The organism is Bradyrhizobium sp. UFLA05-153, assembly GCF_054185185.1.
Window position 1 is genome coordinate 48,983 of record NZ_JBBIAM010000008.1, and the last position, 20,426, is coordinate 69,408.

The 20,426-nt window shown below is 64.7% G+C and carries 19 protein-coding genes; 8 read left to right on the top strand and 11 right to left on the bottom strand.

What is annotated here, in order from left to right; all coding sequences use genetic code 11:
- Positions 1-26: 26 nt before the first annotated feature.
- The gene (locus Q2941_RS07470) at positions 27-722 is read right to left on the bottom strand and encodes an RNA polymerase sigma factor (RefSeq protein WP_458192066.1); all 696 of its coding nucleotides are present in this window, start codon (positions 720-722) and stop codon (positions 27-29) included.
- A gap of 20 nt (positions 723-742) precedes the next feature.
- On the opposite strand from Q2941_RS07470, the gene Q2941_RS07475 reads away from it, so the two are divergent.
- From Q2941_RS07475 to Q2941_RS07490, 4 genes are all read left to right on the top strand, one after another.
- A complete protein-coding gene (locus Q2941_RS07475) occupies positions 743-1,189 on the top strand; it encodes a hypothetical protein (RefSeq protein ID WP_458192067.1) in 447 nt (148 codons plus the stop codon).
- 48 nt (positions 1,190-1,237) lie between these two features.
- Positions 1,238-3,670 (top strand): hypothetical protein, encoded by a 2,433-nt coding sequence (locus Q2941_RS07480; RefSeq protein WP_458192068.1) that lies wholly within the window; start codon positions 1,238-1,240, stop codon positions 3,668-3,670.
- Positions 3,671-3,736: 66 nt separating this feature from the next.
- Positions 3,737-5,047, top strand: coding sequence for a hypothetical protein (locus Q2941_RS07485; RefSeq protein WP_458192069.1), 1,311 nt, complete (start codon positions 3,737-3,739; stop codon positions 5,045-5,047).
- A 14-nt stretch (positions 5,048-5,061) separates the two neighbouring features.
- A complete protein-coding gene (locus tag Q2941_RS07490) occupies positions 5,062-5,592 on the top strand; it encodes a hypothetical protein (protein ID WP_458192070.1) in 531 nt (176 codons plus the stop codon).
- A 2-nt stretch (positions 5,593-5,594) separates the two neighbouring features.
- Here Q2941_RS07490 and Q2941_RS07495 read toward each other — a convergent pair whose 3' ends face one another.
- Genes Q2941_RS07495 through Q2941_RS07515 form a run of 5 tightly spaced genes read right to left on the bottom strand, consistent with a single transcriptional unit; the run spans position 5,595 to position 10,953 of the window.
- Positions 5,595-6,845, bottom strand: coding sequence for an acetyl-CoA hydrolase/transferase family protein (locus Q2941_RS07495; protein WP_458192071.1), 1,251 nt, complete (start codon positions 6,843-6,845; stop codon positions 5,595-5,597).
- 3 nt (positions 6,846-6,848) lie between these two features.
- Positions 6,849-8,015, bottom strand: a complete 1,167-nt coding sequence (locus Q2941_RS07500) for an acyl-CoA dehydrogenase family protein (protein WP_458192072.1) — start codon at positions 8,013-8,015, stop codon at positions 6,849-6,851.
- Positions 8,016-8,045: 30 nt separating this feature from the next.
- A complete protein-coding gene (locus Q2941_RS07505) occupies positions 8,046-9,335 on the bottom strand; it encodes a TRAP transporter large permease (RefSeq protein WP_458192073.1) in 1,290 nt (429 codons plus the stop codon).
- Between the two features lie 11 nt (positions 9,336-9,346).
- Positions 9,347-9,901 (bottom strand): TRAP transporter small permease, encoded by a 555-nt coding sequence (locus Q2941_RS07510; RefSeq protein ID WP_458192074.1) that lies wholly within the window; start codon positions 9,899-9,901, stop codon positions 9,347-9,349.
- 29 nt (positions 9,902-9,930) lie between these two features.
- Positions 9,931-10,953 (bottom strand): TRAP transporter substrate-binding protein, encoded by a 1,023-nt coding sequence (locus Q2941_RS07515; RefSeq protein ID WP_027524702.1) that lies wholly within the window; start codon positions 10,951-10,953, stop codon positions 9,931-9,933.
- A 217-nt stretch (positions 10,954-11,170) separates the two neighbouring features.
- On the opposite strand from Q2941_RS07515, the gene Q2941_RS07520 reads away from it, so the two are divergent.
- The 3 genes from Q2941_RS07520 to Q2941_RS07530 are packed head-to-tail and all read left to right on the top strand — an operon-like array spanning position 11,171 to position 13,227.
- On the top strand, positions 11,171-11,623 hold the full coding sequence (locus Q2941_RS07520) for a MaoC family dehydratase (RefSeq protein ID WP_027524703.1): 453 nt from the start codon (positions 11,171-11,173) through the stop codon (positions 11,621-11,623).
- Positions 11,623-12,474, top strand: coding sequence for an HpcH/HpaI aldolase/citrate lyase family protein (locus Q2941_RS07525; RefSeq protein ID WP_027524704.1), 852 nt, complete (start codon positions 11,623-11,625; stop codon positions 12,472-12,474). The genes Q2941_RS07520 and Q2941_RS07525 overlap by 1 nt, the downstream gene beginning before the upstream one ends.
- 12 nt (positions 12,475-12,486) lie before the next feature.
- Positions 12,487-13,227, top strand: coding sequence for an IclR family transcriptional regulator (locus Q2941_RS07530; RefSeq protein WP_027524705.1), 741 nt, complete (start codon positions 12,487-12,489; stop codon positions 13,225-13,227).
- Positions 13,228-13,230: 3 nt separating this feature from the next.
- Here Q2941_RS07530 and Q2941_RS07535 read toward each other — a convergent pair whose 3' ends face one another.
- Both Q2941_RS07535 and Q2941_RS07540 read right to left on the bottom strand, forming a co-directional pair.
- On the bottom strand, positions 13,231-13,674 hold the full coding sequence (locus tag Q2941_RS07535; protein WP_084801523.1) for a hypothetical protein: 444 nt from the start codon (positions 13,672-13,674) through the stop codon (positions 13,231-13,233).
- A 151-nt stretch (positions 13,675-13,825) separates the two neighbouring features.
- Entirely contained in the window at positions 13,826-14,626 is an 801-nt protein-coding gene (locus Q2941_RS07540; protein WP_027524706.1) for a fumarylacetoacetate hydrolase family protein, read from the bottom strand.
- Between the two features lie 188 nt (positions 14,627-14,814).
- On the opposite strand from Q2941_RS07540, the gene Q2941_RS07545 reads away from it, so the two are divergent.
- Positions 14,815-15,714, top strand: a complete 900-nt coding sequence (locus Q2941_RS07545; RefSeq protein ID WP_027524707.1) for a LysR substrate-binding domain-containing protein — start codon at positions 14,815-14,817, stop codon at positions 15,712-15,714.
- A 9-nt stretch (positions 15,715-15,723) separates the two neighbouring features.
- Here Q2941_RS07545 and Q2941_RS07550 read toward each other — a convergent pair whose 3' ends face one another.
- The 3 genes from Q2941_RS07550 to Q2941_RS07560 are packed head-to-tail and all read right to left on the bottom strand — an operon-like array spanning position 15,724 to position 20,424.
- Complete coding sequence (locus Q2941_RS07550; RefSeq protein ID WP_458192075.1) at positions 15,724-17,214, bottom strand: amidase; 1,491 nt, start codon at positions 17,212-17,214, stop codon at positions 15,724-15,726.
- A gap of 15 nt (positions 17,215-17,229) precedes the next feature.
- Positions 17,230-18,024, bottom strand: a complete 795-nt coding sequence (locus Q2941_RS07555; protein ID WP_027524709.1) for an FAD binding domain-containing protein — start codon at positions 18,022-18,024, stop codon at positions 17,230-17,232.
- Between the two features lie 12 nt (positions 18,025-18,036).
- Positions 18,037-20,424: a xanthine dehydrogenase family protein molybdopterin-binding subunit gene (locus tag Q2941_RS07560; RefSeq protein WP_458192076.1), complete on the bottom strand. Its 2,388-nt coding sequence runs from the start codon at positions 20,422-20,424 to the stop codon at positions 18,037-18,039.
- Positions 20,425-20,426: the final 2 nt, after the last annotated feature.

Sequence of the window (20,426 nt, forward strand, 5' to 3'; positions counted from 1 at the left end):
AAAATTTCGGATGCGGGATTTTATGGTTAGCAATCGGTAAACGCGGTGCGGATGTCGCGCTCGTGCCGCCGCAGCAGCTGACGGAGCTGCTGGCGGCCGCGCTTGAGAAGCGACTCCACCGCGGCGACCGTGGTGTCCATCACCTGGGCGATCTCGCCGTTGCTCATATTCTCATGATACGACAGGATCACCGCGATGCGCTGCTGCTCGGGCAGCCGCTGCATCGCGACCTCCAGCATGTCGTTCAGCTCGTTGCGCTCGATGATGTCGGCCGCATCCGGCTGACCATCGGCGACTTCCGGCACCGTGTCGACGTTCTCCGTGCGCGGCTTGCGGCGCAGGTCGATGCAACGATTGGAGATGACGCGATAGAGCCAGGTCGAGAACTTGGCGCGGCCATGCTGCCAGCGTCCGCGATGGCTCCAGATCTTGAGCATGGTGTCCTGCACCACGTCCTCGGCATCCGCCGCGTTGCCGACAATGCGCAGCGCGATCGCATAGGCGCGGTCGATGTGACGTTCGACCAGCATGCGGAACGCCACCTCGTCGCCGGTTGCGAGGCGATCGAGCAGCTCGCTGTCTTCATCGAGGACAATCTCGGCGGCCGGCACGGTATCCGGCGCGAGCGGCGCCGACGGCATCACCGGCAAGGTCTCGTCGACCGGTACCGTCGTCGTGACTTCGGCCTCGGCGGGCGCCCAGACATCAAGCGCGTAACTCATCCCGCAATCTCCAACCCGCAATGCCGGCGGCGCATATTCCACACGGCTTCCAGGCGTTGAACGCGGAGACCAACCAATCCAGGCGGGGAATTTTTGTTATTTTTCAAGATGTTATCCGGAATCTTTTGCCGAGTGACCGGCAACAATTGCCGACGTTGCGCGTAACGCGCGCTACTGTCCTGCAATCATCGACATCGTCTCGCGTCATTTGCGGATCATTCATCCCGAACAGATGCAGCTTCAAAAAACTCGAGGAGATACACGGCACTAAAACGAACACGCGCTCTGCGCGCGAGGCACGCGGCGATCGATTGTGTCCAAGTGTGAATGAACGCGGGACGATTTTCTCACTCGGCAATTTTTGCCGAATCACCTTTTTCGAACCTAGCGGATTTTTTGAATCTGTCAGTCGCGACATGCGCGGTTTTGAATCGCGCGCGAGCTTTTTTCGTCGCGAGCGCGCCTGACTTGCAACACAGCAGCGTTAATCGGTTCGATTGGCGGGGAATTGCAGCATGAAGATCGCGACGACCGACGCGAAACGTCGGACGAGAATTGTTTCTGCTTGGTCGTTCGATGTTTTCGATACGTTTCTGATGCGCGCCTGCACGACGCCAGATGGCGTATTTGAAAGGACTTACGAGCTCTCCGGCATTTCAAGAATATGTCCGAACGTTTCCGCCAGTTTCGTTCAGCATCGCATCCAGGCCGAATCGCGCGCACGACGAACCGCGAAGGACAAACGTGGCGCGAGCGAGGTGCACATCGCCGAGGTCTATTCCTATTTTCCGTTCAAGCTGTTCGGGCTCGATCGCCGCAATCGCGATGGTCTTGTCGAGGCTGAGTTCGCCGCCGAGCTCGAGCTTTGTCGCGTCAATCCGGAAATGCTTCAGCAATATATCGACATGAAACGGGCCGGTCATCGCACCGGATTCATCTCGGACACCTATTGGGATTCCGCGCAGCTCGCCCGCCTGCTGCGCGCCTGCAGTCCCGACCTCACCTGGGACTTCCTCTACGCGTCCTGCGATCACGGCAGCAGCAAGAGCGAGTCTTTGTTTGCCAGATACATCACTGATCAGGGCGTCGATCCAGCCGCGTCCTTTCACGTCGGCGACAACGAGAGCGCCGACATAAGGGGCGCGCGGCGCCACGGCATCCGTCCCCGCTACTATCCGCAAGCCTCGGCGCAGCTAGCCTCGAAGCTCCAGCGCGAGACCGCGATGTTCGACTTGCTGTGCCAGGGCAAGCCATCGCGGCTCGACCACGGCGCGCGCACGCTGCGGAGAATGGTGGCAGCGCGGAGCGCAGAGAAATCACCGGCGTTCCAGTTGGGCCTGACCGTGCTCGGTCCGGTGATGACCGCGTTCGATGCTTTCGTCGCGGCGCGCTACGAGGCGCTGGCGCTGCCCGGCCGACGCGTGGCGCTCGGCTTCCTCGGCCGCGACGGATTCTTGTCCCACCGGATCTGGCGGGAACGCCACGGCGCAATGTCGGCCTATATCGAGATCAATCGCCGCGTCAGCCTGATCGGTTCGACCGATTCAATGGAGCCGCTCTGCGACCTCCTCGGCAAGGTCATGAAGATCGACGCGCCGACACTGCGCGACATGATCAAGATCCTGCCGCCGAAGGTCGCCGCCTTCTTCGCGAAATATCCGGACGGGATCGCGCCCGGCGACGAGCTTGCCGAAGCGCTGCCGGACCTGATGGACGCCGGCGAGATCACTGAGCTTGCCGCCGGCTTGCGCGCCCGCCTGCTCGCTTATCTCCGCCACACCATCCCCGGATTCGACGATTGCACCGACCTCGTGCTCGCCGATCTCGGCTATTCCGGCAGCGTGCAGAAGGCACTGCGCCGCATCTTCGACCAGGAAGGCATCAGTATCCGCCTGCACGGCACCTACCTGATCTCGCTCGATGACGCCTTCGACGACATCGCCGAGAGCGACACCGCGGAAGGCTTCGTCTCGGATCTCGTGGTGACGCCCCATGTCAAGCGCATGCTGATCCGCAATGTCGCGCTGCTCGAGCAGATCTGCTGCTCGGCCGAAGGCTCGGTACGCGACTATCAAGACGAGGCGGTCCTGCGCGAGATCAATCCGCGTCCGACCGAACAGATCGCGCTGGCCGCCGAGATCCAGTCGGGCGCGCTGGCCTTCGCGGCGAGCGCGGACAGGATCGCCTCCGAATATGACATGCTGCCTTACGCTGCGCTCGATGTCGCCACGAGCTGGAGTGCGGCGACGCTGGCGCGCCTGTTGCTACTGCCGGACGACGACGAGATCGCGCTGCTCGGCGGATTGAAGCACGACGTCAATCTGGGCACCCATGCGCTGGCGCCGCTGCTCGATGGCGGGTTCGTCCGTAACCAGCTCACCGCCCGCGGCCTTTCCGCCGCCTGCACCTCGGCAGCGCCGCCAATGTGGCTGGCCGCCAGCTTTGCCGGCCTGTCGCCGTCCTATTCCTATCTCTACACCCTGTTCGGCGCGAACCGCCTGCCGGCCGATGTGTTCGAGGAAGCCTCCTGCAGTGCACTACAGATCGGCCTGTTCCGGACCGACGGCAGTGCCTCGATGGAAACGGTGACCGTCCAGCGCACCGGACTTGGCGAGCTGCGCCTGCGCATCCCGCTATCGCGGGCGATGGCGGTCGCGACGATTGCCGTCCCGCTGGCAAGGCTGGCCCGCGAGGGACTCCTTCACGGCGTGACCGTCCAGAGCGGCGACAGCGTTCGCGATGCGGCCGAAAGCCAGGAGGTGACGGGGATCTCCGCCAACAGCCTGGTACATGCCGGGCTCCAGCGAAACGGCTCCTATTACTGCGCCGAGAACGACGATGGCTGCCTCTTGATCCCGGTCGGGCCGATGGCGGGGGACGTCGCGGTCTATTCGATCGCGCTCACCTCGCTCAGTCACGCCCGCATCCTCGCCACCGCGCTCGAATAATGCGCCTGATCGGGCCCCCTCGCCCGTTGAAGCCCAAGGGCCGATACGAAATGAGGGGGCACGGAGTTGACGGACGGAACGCAGACAGATCTTGACGGCGTTTTGCGCGCGGCCGGCATCCGGCTCGGCGACGCACAGCGTCATCGCCTCGGCTGGCTGGTCGGCCGTCACGGCGCCCCGACGGTGCAGATGGCGCATGAAGGCCGCCGCGGCGACGGGGTGGTCATTCTGACCGAGCCGCCGAGCGGCGCCGCGGCCGAGCTGTTCTACCGCGCCCTAACTCCGGGTTGCGCGGTCGTCATCCCGCTCAGCGAGAATCCGGGCTTCGACTTCCTCAAGTCAAAGCTGACCGAGTTCGGCACCGTCGGCCCGAGCGCCGAGGGTCCGCATGAAATGTGGTGGGGCGGGATCGGCTGGTCGCGGTTTCTCGCGGCCGCGGATGAATGCACGGTGCGGCCGCGCGTCATCTCCTACTACCCTTACGGCACCGACCCCGATGCGATCCGTGCCTTGCAGCGCTCGCTCGAGGCCTTCGAGCTCGACAGCCATATCGAGCCGATCGCAGCCGAGTTCGGCGAAGAGGTGCTTTGTTTCGAGAAGGCCGAGTTCATCGCGCGAATGTGGAGCCGCTACCGCGAACCGCTGCTGTTTGTCGAAGCCGGCGCGGTGCTGCGCGAGGCGCCCCTGCTGCCGTCCTCGCTCGGCTGCGACGTCGCTCTCCACAAGTGGAACCGCTGGGAGATGTCGGCTCAAACTCTCTATCTCGGTCGCACGGCCCGAGCGGAGCAATTGCTGCAAGCCTGGCACCACCTTGCCGCCTCCCATCCCACGATCTGGGAAGGCTATCTGCTCGACCAGGCCTGGAGCCACGCCTCCTCGCATGGCCCGCTCGACACGGTTTGGCTCCCCCGCTCCTATCATGCGCTGACGGGTGACCTCGCCGCGAGCCGCGCCACCATCATCCATGCGCAGCCGACGACCACGACCGAACTCGGGCCTGATCCCAGCTTCGCATCCCTCGTGCGCGCGGCCCGCCGCGCCGGCCGGACCGGCGCGCGCGACGCCTTCATGGTCATGACCTCTCAGGCTGCAGCCGACAACGGCGTGGCCGTGATTCTGCGCGATGTCGAGGCCAATGAGGCGCGCGCGGTCGCCGCTACCGTCGAGGCGGTGACCGGCGCCTTTGCCCGCGACTGCGGCGGCTATGGACGGTTCGAGCTGTCGCTCTGCGGCTGGCAGCACGACGTCAACACGGCACGGGAAGCTGCGCGCCTCGCGCGCTATCGCGTCGTCGAGATAGCGCCGGGTCAGAAGATTAGCGGCGACTTCTTCGCCAGCGCAGCGGCGCAAGCCACGCGCTGCCATCTCATCCCCTGACGAGAGCTAATCCGATGCTGAAGACCATCATCCTGCTCACACAAACCGGCCAACAGCAGCTACCGCTTGCCGCGCTGCTCCGCGAGCACAACCCAAGCCTCTCCTTCTGCTCGGCGCTATGGGCGCGCGATCTGCTCGCGATCGCACCCGAAACCTTACGCGATGCGCGGCTGGTATTGTTTGCCAACGACACCGCGATATCGGAGAAATTCCTGCTCCAGCTCGGGTGCGGCGCCTACAAATTCTATGTCGCGCCCGTTCAATATCCGGGTCTGCCGACCGCGCCCGACGACGGCGATGATCCGCGGTGCTTCTCGGCGATCGCGCAATCGATGACGATCTGGCCGGACACCCGCCGCGTGGTCGGACTTGAAACCCTGACCGTTCCGGAAGATGCGTCGCTGATCGAACGCGAGCGGCAGACCTTCACCCGGCTCGCGCACCTTTTCTGGCGGATGGCCGGCATGATCGCGAATGAAGCGACCGAGCTGCCGGGGATCATCGAGAGCACCGAAAGCAAGCCGAGCTTTGCGCAGATGAACTGAGGCTAACGGCCTCGCTTCATCGGCTCCGCGGACAATGCATCGCGATGCTCCGGCGCCGCGATCGCGATCAGGCGGCGCGCGCGTTCGGCAAGATCGCAGCCGCGCAGCTCCGCCACGCCCCACTCGGTCACGATGGCGTCGACGTCGGCGCGCGGCGTCGTCACGGTCTCCACATCGGGCACGATGCGGCTCGTTCCATCCGAGGCGGTTGCGGGTAGCGCAATGATGGCCCTGCCGCCAGGCGAAGCGTTGGCGCCACGTACGAAGTCGAGCTGCCCGCCGATGGCGCCGACAGCCACGCCGTTCAAGCTCTCGGAATTGACCGAGCCGTCGAGACCGACCTGAAGCGCGGAATTGATCGCGACCAGCTGGCTAATCTGCGCCAGCACGCCCTGGTTATGTGTGTAGCAGGCCGGGCGCACCGCAACCGCCCTGTTCTCATGCACGAAGCGATAGAGCCGCGGCGTGCCGATCACCTGATTGGTGACGGTGATGCCCACATCCAGCCCCTTGCGCGCGTTGGTGACGGTGCCGCACTCGATCAGTTCGACGACAGCGTCGTTGATAAGGCCGGAATGAATGCCGAGGTCGCGTGCATGCGAGAGCGAGGACAGGATCGCGTCCGGAATCCTGCCGACCCCGAACTGCAAGGTGCTGCCGTCGGCGATCAGGCCTGCCGCATGCGCGGCGATTCGGCGCGACACATCATCAGGGGGCGCTGACGGCAATTCAACAGGCGAATGGCGGGCAACAATTCTCAGATGGATCGGCACGTCATCCGGCCATTCGGCGCCATGGGTCCAGGGCGCATCCGGATTGATCTCCGCAACGACCAGCCGTGCGCGGCGCGCGGCATCGATCACATAGTCGTTCGAAAGGCTGGCGCTGAGCCTGCCGTCGCTCGCTTGCGCGAGCTGCACCAGCACGACGTCCGCCCGGTGCCGTCCTGCAGCGAAATCAGCGCAGAAGGCGCTGTAGTTGCTCGGGATCACGGCAAGCCGGCCGGCCCTGGCGAGGCGTCGGGCGTTGCCGATCACGCCATAGCTGAGAAAAGAGATGTTCGCCGCGCATTCGGACGAAAACGTCTCGGAGAAGAGCGGGCCAACCAGAAGACGCAACGGCGGAAGATGATCCGCCTGTGCCACGAGCGCTTCGGTGAGCGTGCGCGGCTCGGCCGTCGCCTGCCCGCACACCACGAGATCGCCGTCCTGGATCAGGCCGGTGAAGTCGATCGTTGGCGCATTTCCGGACACGGCTTAGTACGACTTGGCGAGGCCGAGCACTTTCTCCGCGATGAAGCTGAGCGCGAGCTGCGGGCTGACCGGCGCAATCCGCGGGATCAGGATCTCGCGCAAATAGCGCTCGACGTGAAACTCCTTGGCATAGCCGAAGCCGCCATGCGTCATCACGGCCTGCTCGCACGCCGAAAAGCCGGCCTCGCCCGCGAGATATTTTGCGGCATTGGCGGCGGCGCCGCACGGCATGCCCTTGTCATATTGCCAGGCGGCAGACATCACCATCAGCCAGGCGGCTTCGAGCTCGACCCAGTTCACCGCGAGCGGATGCTGGATGCCCTGGTTCTTGCCGATCGGGCGGTTGAACACGACACGCGTCTTGGCATATTCGGTGGCGCGCGACAGCGCGAGCTTTCCGAGGCCCACCGCTTCGGCCGCAATGAGGATACGTTCGGGATTCATGCCTTCGAGAATGTACTCGAAGCCACGGCCCTCCTCGCCGATCCGATCCTCCATCGGGATCTCGAAATCCTCGAAGAAGAGCTCGTTGGAATCGACGATCTTGCGGCCCATCTTCTCGATCTCGTGGACCTTGATCCGCTTGCGGTCGAAATCCGTGTAGAAGAGACTGAGGCCATGAGTGGGCGAACGCACGTCCTCGAGGGGCGTCGTGCGCGCGAGCAGCAGGATCTTGTGCGCGACCTGCGCAGTCGAGATCCAGACCTTCTGGCCGTTGACGATGTAGCGGTCATTCTTGGCGACCGCGCGCGTCTTGAGCTGCGTGGTATTGAGGCCAGTGTTGGGCTCGGTTACCGCGAAACAGGCCTTCTCGCGACCCTCCACCATCGGTGGCAGCATGCGCTTGCGCTGCTCTTCAGTGCCGAACACGACAACGGGATTGAGGCCGAACACGTTGATATGCACGGCGGAGGCGCCGGACATGCCGGCGCCGGATTCCGCGATGGTTCGCATCATGATCGCGGCCTCGGTGATACCGAGCCCGGAGCCGCCATACTCCTCCGGAACGCAGATGCCGAGCCAGCCGGCGTCGGCCAGCGCCTTGTGGAAATCGTGCGGGAAGCCGCCCTCGCGATCCTTGTTCAGCCAGTAGGCGTCGTCAAAGCCTTCGCAGATCTTCGCGATGGCATCGCGGATGGCTTCCTGCTGATCACTGAGCTCGAAATCCATGATGGTCTCCTTTGCCGGAGGCTCGTAAGCTTAGCGCCCCATCTGCGAGGGCAGCCAGAGGATGATGGACGGAAACGCCACCAGGATCGCGATCGCGATCAGGTGCGCGATGAAATGCGGGAAGGTGCCGTGGAACACCTCCGCCACCGGCCGCTTGGCGTAGCGGGCGACGATGAAGCAATTGAGCCCAACCGGCGGGGTGATCATGCCGACCTCGGCGGTGACGATCTTGATGACGCCGAACCAGATCGGATCGAAGCCGAGCGTCTTGATCAGCGGCAGTACGATCGGCACCGTCAGTACCAAGATCGCGATCTGGTCCATGAAGGAGCCGAGCACGATATAGCCGCAGAGGATCAGCGTAATGATCACCCAACGCGAAGTCGGCAGCGAGCCGATCCAGGCGACGAGGTCCTGCGTCACATGTGTCAACGTGAAGAAGTAGCCGAAGATCGAGGCGCCCACCAGGATCATGATGATCATGCAGGTGCCGTGACAGGCTCGCAGCAGCGTCCTGTAGAGCGAGGACGGCGAGATCTTGCCCTTGACGATCGCAAGCAGGAAGGCACCGAATGCACCGAAGGCCGAGGCTTCCGTCGGCGTCGCGACGCCGAGATAGATCGTGCCGGTCACGATCGAGAACAGCACCACCATCGGCGAGACCTGCCAGAGCAGAGCGAACTTGTCGCGCCACGGCACCGATTTTGCGCCCGGCGCGCGCGACGGGTCCTGCCAGACCAGAAAATAGATCGTGGCCATGATGGTGATGGTGACGAGGATCGCCGGAATGATGCCGCTGATCAGCAGCTTGCCGATGTTCACTTCCGCAAGCAGGCCGAAGATCACGAGTGCGACGCTGGTCGGCAGCAGCATGGAGAGGGTACCGGAGATCGCGACCACGCCTGCCGCCATCTTCGGCTCATAGCCCTGGCGGATCATCGCCGGCAGGCTGGTCGAGGACAGCGTCGCGGCGGATGCTGTCGACGTGCCGCAGATCGCGCCGAAGCCGGCGCCCGCGAGCGCCGTTGCCATGCCGAGCCCGCCGGGGATGCGGCCGACCCAGGCCGAGGCCGTCTTGAACAGATCGTCCGCGACGCCCGACAGCAGCACGAGATCGGCCATCAGCAGGAACATCGGGATGGTGATCAGCTCGTAGGACGAGACGGTCGAGAGCGGTGCCGTTTGCAGGATGCCCGACAGCGTCGCAAAGCCGCCGACCATCACGAGCCCCACCGAACCGGAAAAGGCCATTGCAAAGCCGACGGGCGTGCCGAGCGCGAGCAGGCAGAACAGAAGTCCGAGAACGATGAGAGGTGTCATGGACGCTGCCGCTACTCGAAGGATCTCGCTTCGCCGATCCCGGTCACCGGCGGCAATGGATAGAGGTCGCGCCCGCTGATGAGGCTCAGCACATTGCCGATGAGCTGCAACGTTAGCCGCAGCACCAGCACGCCGCAGCCGAACGGCACCAGCGCCGCCGAGATCCAGGTCGGCCAGGGAATAGCGCCCGCGAGCACGTCATGCTGCTCGTAGTTCTCAAGGGCCCGCTCGAAGCCAACCTTGCAGATCAGTACGAAGACGAAGAGACCTGCCAGGGCGGTGATGATCTCCGACAGCCGCCGTCCCGCCGGCGAGAAACGCGACAACAAAATATCGACGCCGACATGGGCATGCTCGCGCAAGCCGTCCGACAGCGTGAGGAAGAACACACCGGCGAGGAGATAGAGCCCGATCAGGTCGTAGGTGAAGGAGAACGGCCGGTTCATGACGTAGCGCATGAACACGTCGGTCACGACAAGCACCATGATCACGAACAGGAATACCACCGCGATCACCGTCAGCGCGCGCTCCAGCGCGGAAAGCGCATTGCCGAGCTTCTCGATCACGTCCGGCGTCCCCTTTGTCCCTGCCTGCGCTACTTCGTGCTGCCTGCGGCGAGTAAAGCCTCGAATTCCTTCAGCGCGGCCGAGGCCTGCTTGCCGCGGCTGTCGAGACCGGACGCCCATTCCTGGCCGACGCCCTTGAGCTTGTCCTTGATCTCGGCGCGGGTTGCCTCCGGCAGCGGCTCAAAGCTGACGCCGCTCTCGGTAAGGTGCTGCTTCGTCGTGTCCTGCTCCTTGTCGACGTCGGCGCAGGCCTTCGGCTCGATCGCCTCGGAGGCCTGGTCCATCGCCTTCTTCACGTCCTCGGGCAGCTTGTCCCAGACTGACTGGTTGATGGAATAGGCGACGATGAAGCTGCCGAAGCTGACGCCTTCGGTGGCGTGCTTGACGAGCTTGTCGAGACCGTAGGCGACGACGCTTTCCATCGGGAACAAAAGGCCGTCCATCGTGCCGCGCGACAGCGATTCATAGGCATCGGGCGCGGCCATGCGCACCGGCACGGCGCCAAGCGCGCGCAGCGTCAGATCCTGCGCGCCGCCGGTGGTGCGCAGCTTCAGGCCCTGCATGTCCTTCGGCGTCTCGACCTTCGCCTTGGCGGTCCACACCTGATAGGGCGGCAACACCACCTCGAACAGCAGCTTGATCTTGTTGGGTGCATATTCCTGCTTGGCGAGCAGGCCTTCGCGCGCGGTCTTCCAGTAGGCGAGTGTGCCCTGGCAGCTCGTCTGGAACGCGCCCGGCAATTGCGCGACCTCCGACAGCGGCATCTTATCCGAGACGTAGGACGGCCCGATGTAGCCGATGTCGACGACGCCGGATTGCGTCAGGCGTAGCATGTCGGCAGCTTTGCCGATCTGCTGGTTCGGATAATAGGTGAAGGTGACCGCGCCGTTGGTCCGCTTGGTGACGTCGTCCATCCACGGCTTCAGCATCAGGCGGACGAGGTAATGGCCGGCGGGAAAGGAGTCGGCGACCTTCAGCTCCAGCGCCCGAGCCGGGCCGGTCACGATCGGCAGCCCCAGAGCCGCGAGAGCCCACACCAGCTTCCTGTTCATTCGTTTCTCCCTGACGCGAGGTAACGCCGGCGCCGCAGCTCAAGCGGCTGGCCCCTCGCACCGATTTCTTGCTTGAGCCAAGCGTACATATATGTGAATTTATCTGTCAAGGTTATGAACAATGCATGGGGCTATGCGTGGTTGGGGGCCGGAAAGGCTGGGATTTCGCCCCCGGCGTTCACGCATCTGAACCATCGGCTTGGAACGGAGAGACAGGATGGCCGGGCTTTACTTCGAGGATTTTTCGGTAGGCCAGGAGTTCAGGCACCCGCTGACGCGCACGGTCACCGAGATGGACAACACGTTGTTCAGCCTGCTGACGCTCAACCCGCAGCCCCTGCACATCGATGCGCACTTTTCCGCGCAGACCGAGTTCGGCCAGCGCATCTTCAACAGCCTCTACACGCTCGGCATCATGATCGGCATGACGGTCTATGACACGACACTCGGCACCACCGTCGCCAATCTCGGCATGACCGACGTGACCTTCCCGAAACCGGTGTTCCATGGCGACACGCTGCGGGCGACGACGAAGGTGCTGTCGGTGCGCGAATCCAAATCGCGCCCGAAGGCAGGCATCGTCGAATTCGAGCACCATGCCTACAACCAGAACGACGAGATTGTCGGCAAATGCCGCCGCATGGCGATGATGCACAAGAGGCCGGTCTGATGCGCTCCATGCTGTTCGTGCCGGGCGACTCCCCGCGCAAATTCGAGAAGGCGAGCGAAGGCAAGGCCGACGCCCTGATCATTGATCTCGAAGACTCCGTCGTCACCGAGAAGAAGGACGAGGCGCGCAAGCTCACGCTTGCGATGCTGAAGGGCCGTCGCGGCCCACACCAGCTCTATGTCCGCGTCAACGCGCTCGACACCGGCATGACGCTCGCCGATCTCGCCGCAGTCATGCCGGGCGCGCCCGACGGCATCGTGCTGCCGAAATCGCGCGGCGGCGACGACGTCCGGCAGGTCGCACTCTGGCTCGACGCGTTCGAGGCAGCTGCCGGCATCGCGGTGGGCGCGACCCGCATCGTCTGCGTCGCTACCGAAACCGCCGGATCGATCTTCGGCCTCGGCACCTACAAGGATTGTTCCCCTCGCCTCGCCGGCTTGATGTGGGGCGCCGAAGATCTCTCCGCTTCGCTTGGCGCCACGGAGAAAGCGAGCGGCGGCGTGTTCCACAGCCCCTATCGCCTGGCACGCGATCTCTGCCTGATGGCCGCGGCCGCAGCTGAGGTCGCGCCGATCGATACTGTCTATACCGATATCGACAACCTCGCCGGCCTCGAGCAGGAGACGCGCGCCGCCCGGCGCGATGGATTTTCCGCAAAGGCGCTGATCCACCCAAAACATGTCGATATCGTCAACGCCGCCTTCGCGCCGACCGACGCGGAGCGTACCTGGGCGGAAAAGGTGATCGCAGCCTTCGCCGACAATCCCAATTCCGGCACGCTGCGCCTCGACGGCATGATGATCGACAAGCCGCATCTTCGCGCCGCGAAGAAGATCCTCGGCCTGCCTTAGGACCTGATCCCAATGATCGTTCGCCAAGCCGCCAACGTCCTGGAGATCATGGAATTCTTCGCGCAGGCGAGGAAGCCGGCAACGCTCGCGGAGATCGCCGATCATTTCGGCTGGCCACGCTCGTCGACCTTCAACCTGCTCGCAACGCTGTCGGAGAAGGGTTATCTCTACGAGCCGCGGCGCCGTGGCGGCTACTACCCGACGCCGCGCTGGCTGACGCTGGCGCGGATGGTGTCGGAGGTCGAGCCGCTGCCGCCATGGGTGCATGCGCTGATCTCGGAGCTTTCGGCGGAGACGGGTGAGACCGCGTCCATCGTTGCGCCATCGGGGGTCATGGCCGTTTTCATCGACGTCGTGGAATCGCAGGCGCCGATCCGCTACTTCGCGACAGTCGGCCATCGCATTCCCATTCATGCCAGCGCCAGCGGCCGCGCGCTGCTGCTGCAATATTCCAAGGAAGAGCGCGACCAGCTCTATCGCAAGATCGAGTTCAGGCAGTATGGCATGTCGACGCCGATCAGCATCGAGGCAGTCGAGGCGGAGCTCCGCAATTCGATTGCCCGCGGCTACTGCCAGAGCTTTGGCGACTACAGCCGCGACCTCGCAGGCGCCGCAATCCCGCTGCCGATCGGCGATCGGCGGCTCTCCGTCGTCGTCGCCGGACCAGAATTTCGCATCGGCCCCAAGGTGTCCGATGTTGCGTCGCTGATCGCAAGGACGGTCGATCGGCTGCGGCCGAAGACGGCGGCCTGAACTTTACTCGAATGCTTGAACGGGCGGCGCCGTGGTCGGCGCCGGCGCAGCCGGAGCTGCCTGAGCCGGCGGACTGTTAGCCGGCCCCATTTGAGCGACACGGCCGTTGGCTTCCATCGCCCTACTGCTGGTGGGACCCGGGGCGGCTGAGGCGGGCGTCGGCGCCACTGGAGCGGGCCCTGGAGGCGCCGAGTTCGGGACGCGATTCGCTTCTCTGCGTGGCCTCTGACGGCTCGTCGCCGACCGAGAACCGCGCAAGCCCCATGAGCGCGCGATGGAAGGGCCGGCGGCGTAGCCAACAAAGGCACCGGCTACAGCACCGACCGGCCCCAGCACGATAGCGCCGGAGACGGCTCCAAGAGCAGCATCACCGGCGCGCTCCTGCGCAACGGCACCTGCCGGAACCAATACCAGCATCACGACTGCGGCCATCAAAGATCTATTCATCGAAGCGCCTCCCTCACAGGAAGTTCACTCTTACGAAAATATGGCAGCAGGACGTTTGTTTATCGCCCAACACAGGGCAATCGGCCGATGGAACTCCGGCAGTCAGGAAACTTCCGCCGGGATAGTTGTCCCGACGGAAGCAGCTCAACTCTTAGACGATCTTGATCGACATATCCGGCAAGCCTTCGAGCTTGCACAGGAGCACGTCGCCCTTCACGACCGGTCCGACATTCTCAGGCGTACCGGAATAGATGATGTCGCCGGCCTTGAGCTCGAAGGCTTCCGAGAGCTTCGCGATCTGCTCGGCTACGCTCCAGATCATCTTGCTCAGATCCGAGTTCTGCCGCACGGTCCCGTTCACCGCCAGCGAAATTGCGCCCTTCTCGAAATGGCCGGTCTTGCTCGCCGCATGGATCGGGCCGATCACCGCGGCATGGTCGAAGCTCTTGCCGATCTCCCACGGCTTCTTCTCCGCGGCCATGCCGTTCTGAAGATCGCGCCGCGTCATGTCGAGGCCGAGCGCGTAGCCATAGACGTGATCGAGCGCCTTCTCCGGCGGGATGTTGCTGCCGCCGGATTTCAGCGCGGCAACGAGTTCGACCTCGTGATGATAGTTCTTTGTCAGCGACGGATAGGGATGCTCGGCGATCTCGCCGACCGCGACGTTCTGGATCGCGTCCGTCGGCTTCTGGAAGAAGAACGGAGGCTCGCGGTTCGGGTCGGAGCCGCGCTCGATTGCATGCGCGGCATAGTTGCGGCCGATGCAGTAGATGCGGCGGACCTGGAACACGCTGGTCTCGCCGACGATCGGAATGGCGGTCATCGGCACCGGGAAGATCGGCTTCGGTCCAGCCTGCGCGGAGGCCGGCGCCGCTTCGGCCATGGTGGCCGCCGTTGCCGCGGCAGCGGTCGCAAGCAGGTCGCGTCGGGAGGGGGAGGAGGTCTTTTTCATGTTTTATGCTCCTGTGGGGCAGCTCTGCTGCCCGTCCGGCTGATAATGGATGTGGCCGGTCGCGGCAATGTCCGTCGGTGTCGTCCTATTTGCCGAGTGCGAAGGGGTGCTGCGGCGCATCTCCCGCCCCGATTTGCCTTCCCCTCTAGCATGGAACTTGCATAAATTCTGGGCGATATGGACATCGCATGAACCTCATCAGTCTCGATATCCGCATGCTCCGGTCGCTGATCTCGGTCGTCGAGACCGGTAGCATCACCGAGACCGCGCGCCGGCTCGGCCGCACCCAGCCGGCGATCACCCTGCAATTGCAGCGGCTGGAGGAGCTGACCGGCAAGCAGCTGTTCGAGCATGGCGGCCGAAGGCTGACGCTGACCGAGGACGGCACGACGGTCCTGACCTACGCAAAATCCATCCTGCGATTGCATGACGAGCTGATCTCGCAGCTGGCGTCGCAGGAGATCGAAGGCCAGGTCGTGCTCGGCACGCCCGATCTCTACGCCGCCTTCATGCTGCCCTCGATCCTCAGCGTGTTCCGAAAGTCCTTTCCGCGCATCCAGGTCGAGCTCAATTGCGCGCTGTCGACGCCGCTCGTCGGTCTCGTCAAGCGCGGCGACGTCGACATCGCGCTCGTCACCCGCATGAACGATTTCACCGGCGGCCAGGTGGTGCGGCGCGAGCAGCTCGTCTGGATGACCGGCGAGCAATCTGCCGCGCATCAGGAGCGGCCCATCCCGCTGGCGTTGCTGCCGCCCGGCAACATCTATCGCGACTATGCGATCGACACGCTCGAGCGCGCGAACCTGCGCTGGCGCATCGCCTGCGTCAGCGAAAGCGTCGGCGGCTTGCAGGCGGCCGCTTTCGCCGGCATGGCGGTGACGGTGCTCGGCCGCAGCGCGCTGGTGCCGGCGATGCGAGAGATCGGCCCGAACGAGGGATTGCCGCCGCTGCCGAAGGTCGAGCTGCTGCTCTACAAGTCGAGCGGCGCCACCTCGAAGGCGGCCACCGCGCTGCACGACTATCTCGCGCACTACCTGCGCCTCGACGAAGAGCTCAGCGGCCGCGGCGTTCCGATCGAGCTGTCCTGATCTTCTCGCTCACGCCTTCGCTCGCGCACGACCTTGCTCGCGCAGCGCCAGCGGCGGCCAGAACTTTGACCATGGCTGCGCCTGTTCGAACGCGGCGGCGATGCGGAAGATCGTCGGTTCGTCGAGCCAGTGCGCCACGATCTGCAGACCGATCGGCATGCCGTCGCGATCGAAGCCGCAGGGCAGCGTCGCCGCCGGAAGCCCTGCAAGATTGATCGGCCAGGTGAACGGCGACCAGCCGAGATGCGGATCAACCGCAACGCCGTCGATCCGATCGACACCGAGCTGGCCGGCCTCGAACGCCGTCACCGCGACCGTCGGCGTCACCAGCGCGTCGACCCGTTCGAACAGTTTCAGGAACGCGGTGCGCGCCTGGCCGCGGCGATAGCCGGCCTCGATGTAGTCGGTGCCGCTATAGTGGCGGCCGGCGCTGACGACGTCGCGGTAGTCGGTTTCGGAGCCTGCAAGATCGGCCGATGTTTTGCTTGCAACCGCTGCCGCCTGCTCGGTGAAGGCGATCGGCTTCAGCGTGTGCTCCAGGATGCCCGGGTCCAGGCCGGGACCGTCCATGCTGATCCGTCCGCCGCAGGATTCCAGGATGGCGAGTGCCTTGTTGAAGGCGGTGCGGACGTCCGGGCTGACCGCGGCGTAGCCGAGATCGACGCTGGCGCCGATGCGCACGCCGTTCAAGGGAACGGCTCTGGTATCGAAGCGGCGTGGCGACACCGGAAGGCTCGCCGGGTCGCGCAAATCGTAACCGGCGATGATCTCCAGCACGAGCGCGCCATCCGCGACCGTGCGCGTGATCGGTCCGGTATGCGCGAGCGAGGCCCAGGACGGCGGCGAGAATCCGGGCGAGCGCGGCACCAGGCCAAAGGTCGGCTTGAGCCCGAACACGCCACAGAACGACGAGGGCACCCGGATCGAGCCGACGCCGTCGGTGCCGATCGCGATCGGACCGCAGCCGGCGGCAATCGCTGCCGCGGCGCCGCCGCTCGATCCACCGCTGGTACGATCGAGATTCCAGGGATTTCGCGTGGTGCCGGTGACAGGACTGTCGGCGGTGAGCTTGTAGCCCGACTCGCATGTCGTCGTCTTGCAGGTGATGATCGCGTCGGATGCTTTCAGCGCCGACACCACGGCGGCATCGACGTCGGGCACGAACGCCTTGTTCAGCGGCGAGCCGCCATAGGCGGGAACGCCGGCGACGAACACCAGATCCTTGATGGTGACCGGGATGCCGGCGAACGGGCCCTTGGCTTCACCGTTGCGCATCTCCTTCGTGAGGCGATCGGCGTCCGCTCTCGCCTGCTCGTACATCGGTGTCACCACCGCGTTGCAGGAGGCATTCGTTGCCTCCAGCGCCGCGATGGTCTCGTCGACGACGTCGCGCGGGGTGAATGCCTTGCGCTTGTAGCCGGCGAGGATCTCGGTTGCGGAGAGCGCGCCGAGGCCAGTCGGCGCCGGCAAGGAGGCCGTTGGGCCGGAACCATCAGTCATCATCAAACCCAAAACTTATCCGAGCGCCGCGTCGACGGCGCGCTTGGCCATCACCGTGACGAGATGCGCACGGTAGTCAGCCTCGGCGTGAATGTCGGAGGTGAGACCATCGGTATCGATCTTGATCGCCGCGATCGCGGACGGATCGAAATTTTGCGACAGCGCTTGCTCCATCGGCGGAACGCGGAACACGCCGGGTCCGGCGCCGGTCACGGCGACGCGCACCCCATCGGCGAATTTTGCGACGAACACGCCGACCAGCGCATAGCGCGAGGCCGGCGCCTTGAATTTAGCGTAACCGGCCTTGAGCGGCAGGGGAAAGCGAATCGCGGTGATGATCTCGCCGGACTGAAGCGCGGTCTCGAACAGGCCGAGGAAGAACTTGTCGGCCAAAATCTCGCGCGCGCTGGTGACGATGGTCGCGCCGAGCCCGAGCACGCCCGCCGGATAGTCCGCCGCCGGGTCGTTGTTCGCGACCGAGCCGCCGATGGTGCCGCGGCTGCGCACCGCGGGATCACCGATCATCGAGGCCAGCGCCGCAAGCGCGGGGATCTTGGCTTGCACCAGCTTCGATGCCGCGACCTCCGCATGCGGCGTCATCGCACCGATCGTGATCGCGGCGCCGTCGCTGATGCCCTTGAGGCCCGGCAGCTTGGAAAGATCGATCAGCGCCGCAGGATTGGCCAGCCGCTGCTTCAGCGTCGGGATCAGCGTCATGCCGCCGGCGACGAGCTTGCTGTCCTCAATCGAGGTCAAAAGCTTCGCGGCGTCGGGAATCTGGTCCGGCTGGTGATACGCAAACGGTTTCATTGTTTGTCCTCCCTATTCCGCAGCGACCGGCAGCGACGCGTTTTGCAGCAGGCGCCAGATCCGGTTCGGCGTTGCTGGCATGTCGACATGGGTGACGCCGAGATGGGACAACGCATCGACCACCGCATTGATGACGGCGGCCGGCGAGCCGATGGTGCCGACCTCGCCGCAGCCCTTCACGCCCATCGGCGTGTGCGTGCATAGCGTCGAATGGGTCGCAACCTTCATCATCGGCAGATGATCGGCGCGCGGCATGCAGTAGTCCATCAGCGAGCCCGACAGGAGCTGGCCGGAGCCGTCGTCATAGACGGCGTTCTCGTAGAGCGCCTGCCCCACGCCCTGCACGATGCCGCCGTGCAACTGCCCCTCGACGATCATCGGATTGATGACGGTGCCGACGTCGTCGACCGCGGTGTAGTTGACGAGCGTGACGGTCCCCGTCTCCGGATCGACCTCGACTTCGGCGATGTGACAGCCGCCGGGATAGGTGAAGTTCACGGGATCGTAATAGGCCTGCTCCTCCAACCCCGGCTCCAGCACCTCGAGCGGATAGTCATGCGGCACGTAAGCGGCGCCCGCGATCTCCTCGAACGTCTTGGTGCGGTCCGTGCCGGCCACCGAGAACTTGCCGGCCTCGAACTGGATATCGACTTCGGCAGCCTCGAGCAGATGGGCCGCGATCTTCTTGCCCTTCACGATCACCTTGTCTGCGGCCTTCGACAGCGCGGCGCCGCCGACGACGAGGGAGCGCGAGCCATAGGTGCCCATGCCGAACTGCACGCGATCGGTATCGCCGAACACGATGTCGACATTCTCGAACGGCACCCCCAACTTGTCCGAGACGATCTGCGCGAACGTCGTCTCGTGGCCCTGGCCGTGATTGTGGGTGCCGATCATGACCGTCACCTGGCCGGTCGGATGCACGCGCACCGTCGCGCTCTCATAGAGGCCGCCGCGCGCGCCCAGCCGGCCGGCGAAGCGCGACGGCGCGAGGCCGCAGGCCTCGACATAGGTCGAGTAGCCGAGCCCGCGGAACTTGCCTTTACGCTGCGAGGCCGCCTTGCGCGCGCCAAAATTCTTGACGTCGGCCGCGACCAGCGCGCCGTCGAGACATCCCATCGGATCGCCGGAATCGTACTGCACCAGCACGGGCGTCTGATAGGGATAGGCCTCCTTCGGGATCATGTTGCGGCGGCGGATCTCGACGCGGTCGATCCCCATCTCGGCGGCCGCGACGTCGACGATGCGCTCAAGCACGAAGGTCGCCTCGGGGCGGCCTGCGCCGCGATAGGCATCGACCGGCACGGTGTTGGTGAACACCACCTTCACGTTGCAGTAGATCGCGGGCATGGTGTAGACGCCGCTCAGCAACGGACCATAGAGATTGGTCGGGATATTCGGCCCGAAGGTCGAGAGATAGCCGCCCATATTGGCGAGCGTCTTGACGCGGAAGGCCAGAAACTTGCCGGTCTCGTCCAGCGCCAGCTCGGCCTCGGTGACATGGTCGCGGCCGTGGCGGTCCGAGACGTAGCCTTCCGAGCGGCTCGCAACCCATTTGATCGGCCGCATCACGCGTCTGGCGGCCCAGGTGATCACGGCCTCCTCGCCATAGTGGAACTGTTTGACGCCAAAGCCGCCACCGACGTCGGGCGCCACCACGCGCAGCTTGTGCTGCGGGATCTTCAGCACCAGCGCGCCCATCAGGAAGCGCACGACGTGCGGAAACTGGCTGGTGCTCCACAGCGTGTAACGGTCGGTGCCGGGCTCGTATTCGGCGATCGCCGCGCGCGGCTCCATCGGATTGCCGATCAGGCGGTTGTTGACCAGGCTGAGCTTTGCGACATGCGCAGCTTTGCGGAACGCGGTCTCGACCGCGCCCTTGTCGCCAAGCTCCCAATCGCAGCAGACGTTGTTCGGCACGTCGTCGAACAATTGCGGCGCGCCCGGGTGAACCGCATCGAGCACGCCGACGACCGAGGACAGCACCTCGTAGTCGATCGCTAGCAGCTCCGCCGCCGAATTGGCCTGCTCCACCGTTTCCGCGACGACGAACGCCACCATGTCGCCGACGAAGCGCACCTTGCCTTGCGCCAGCATCGGAAACGGCGGCTCCTTCATCGGCACGCCCTTGGCATCCGTGATGCCCCAGCCGCAGGGCAGTGAGCCCAAACCGTCGGCCGCGACGTCGTCGCCGGTCAGCACCGCGACGATGCCTGGCGCGCCGAGTGCCGCGCTCTTGTCGATGTCGCGCAGGATCGCATGTCCATGCGGCGAGCGGACGAACACGCCGGCCGCCATGCCGGGGCGCTTGATGTCGGAGACATAGTTGCCGCGGCCGGTGAGGAAGCGCTGGTCCTCTTTCCGCTTCGGTGCCGCGCCGATGCCGATCACATTGCCCATGA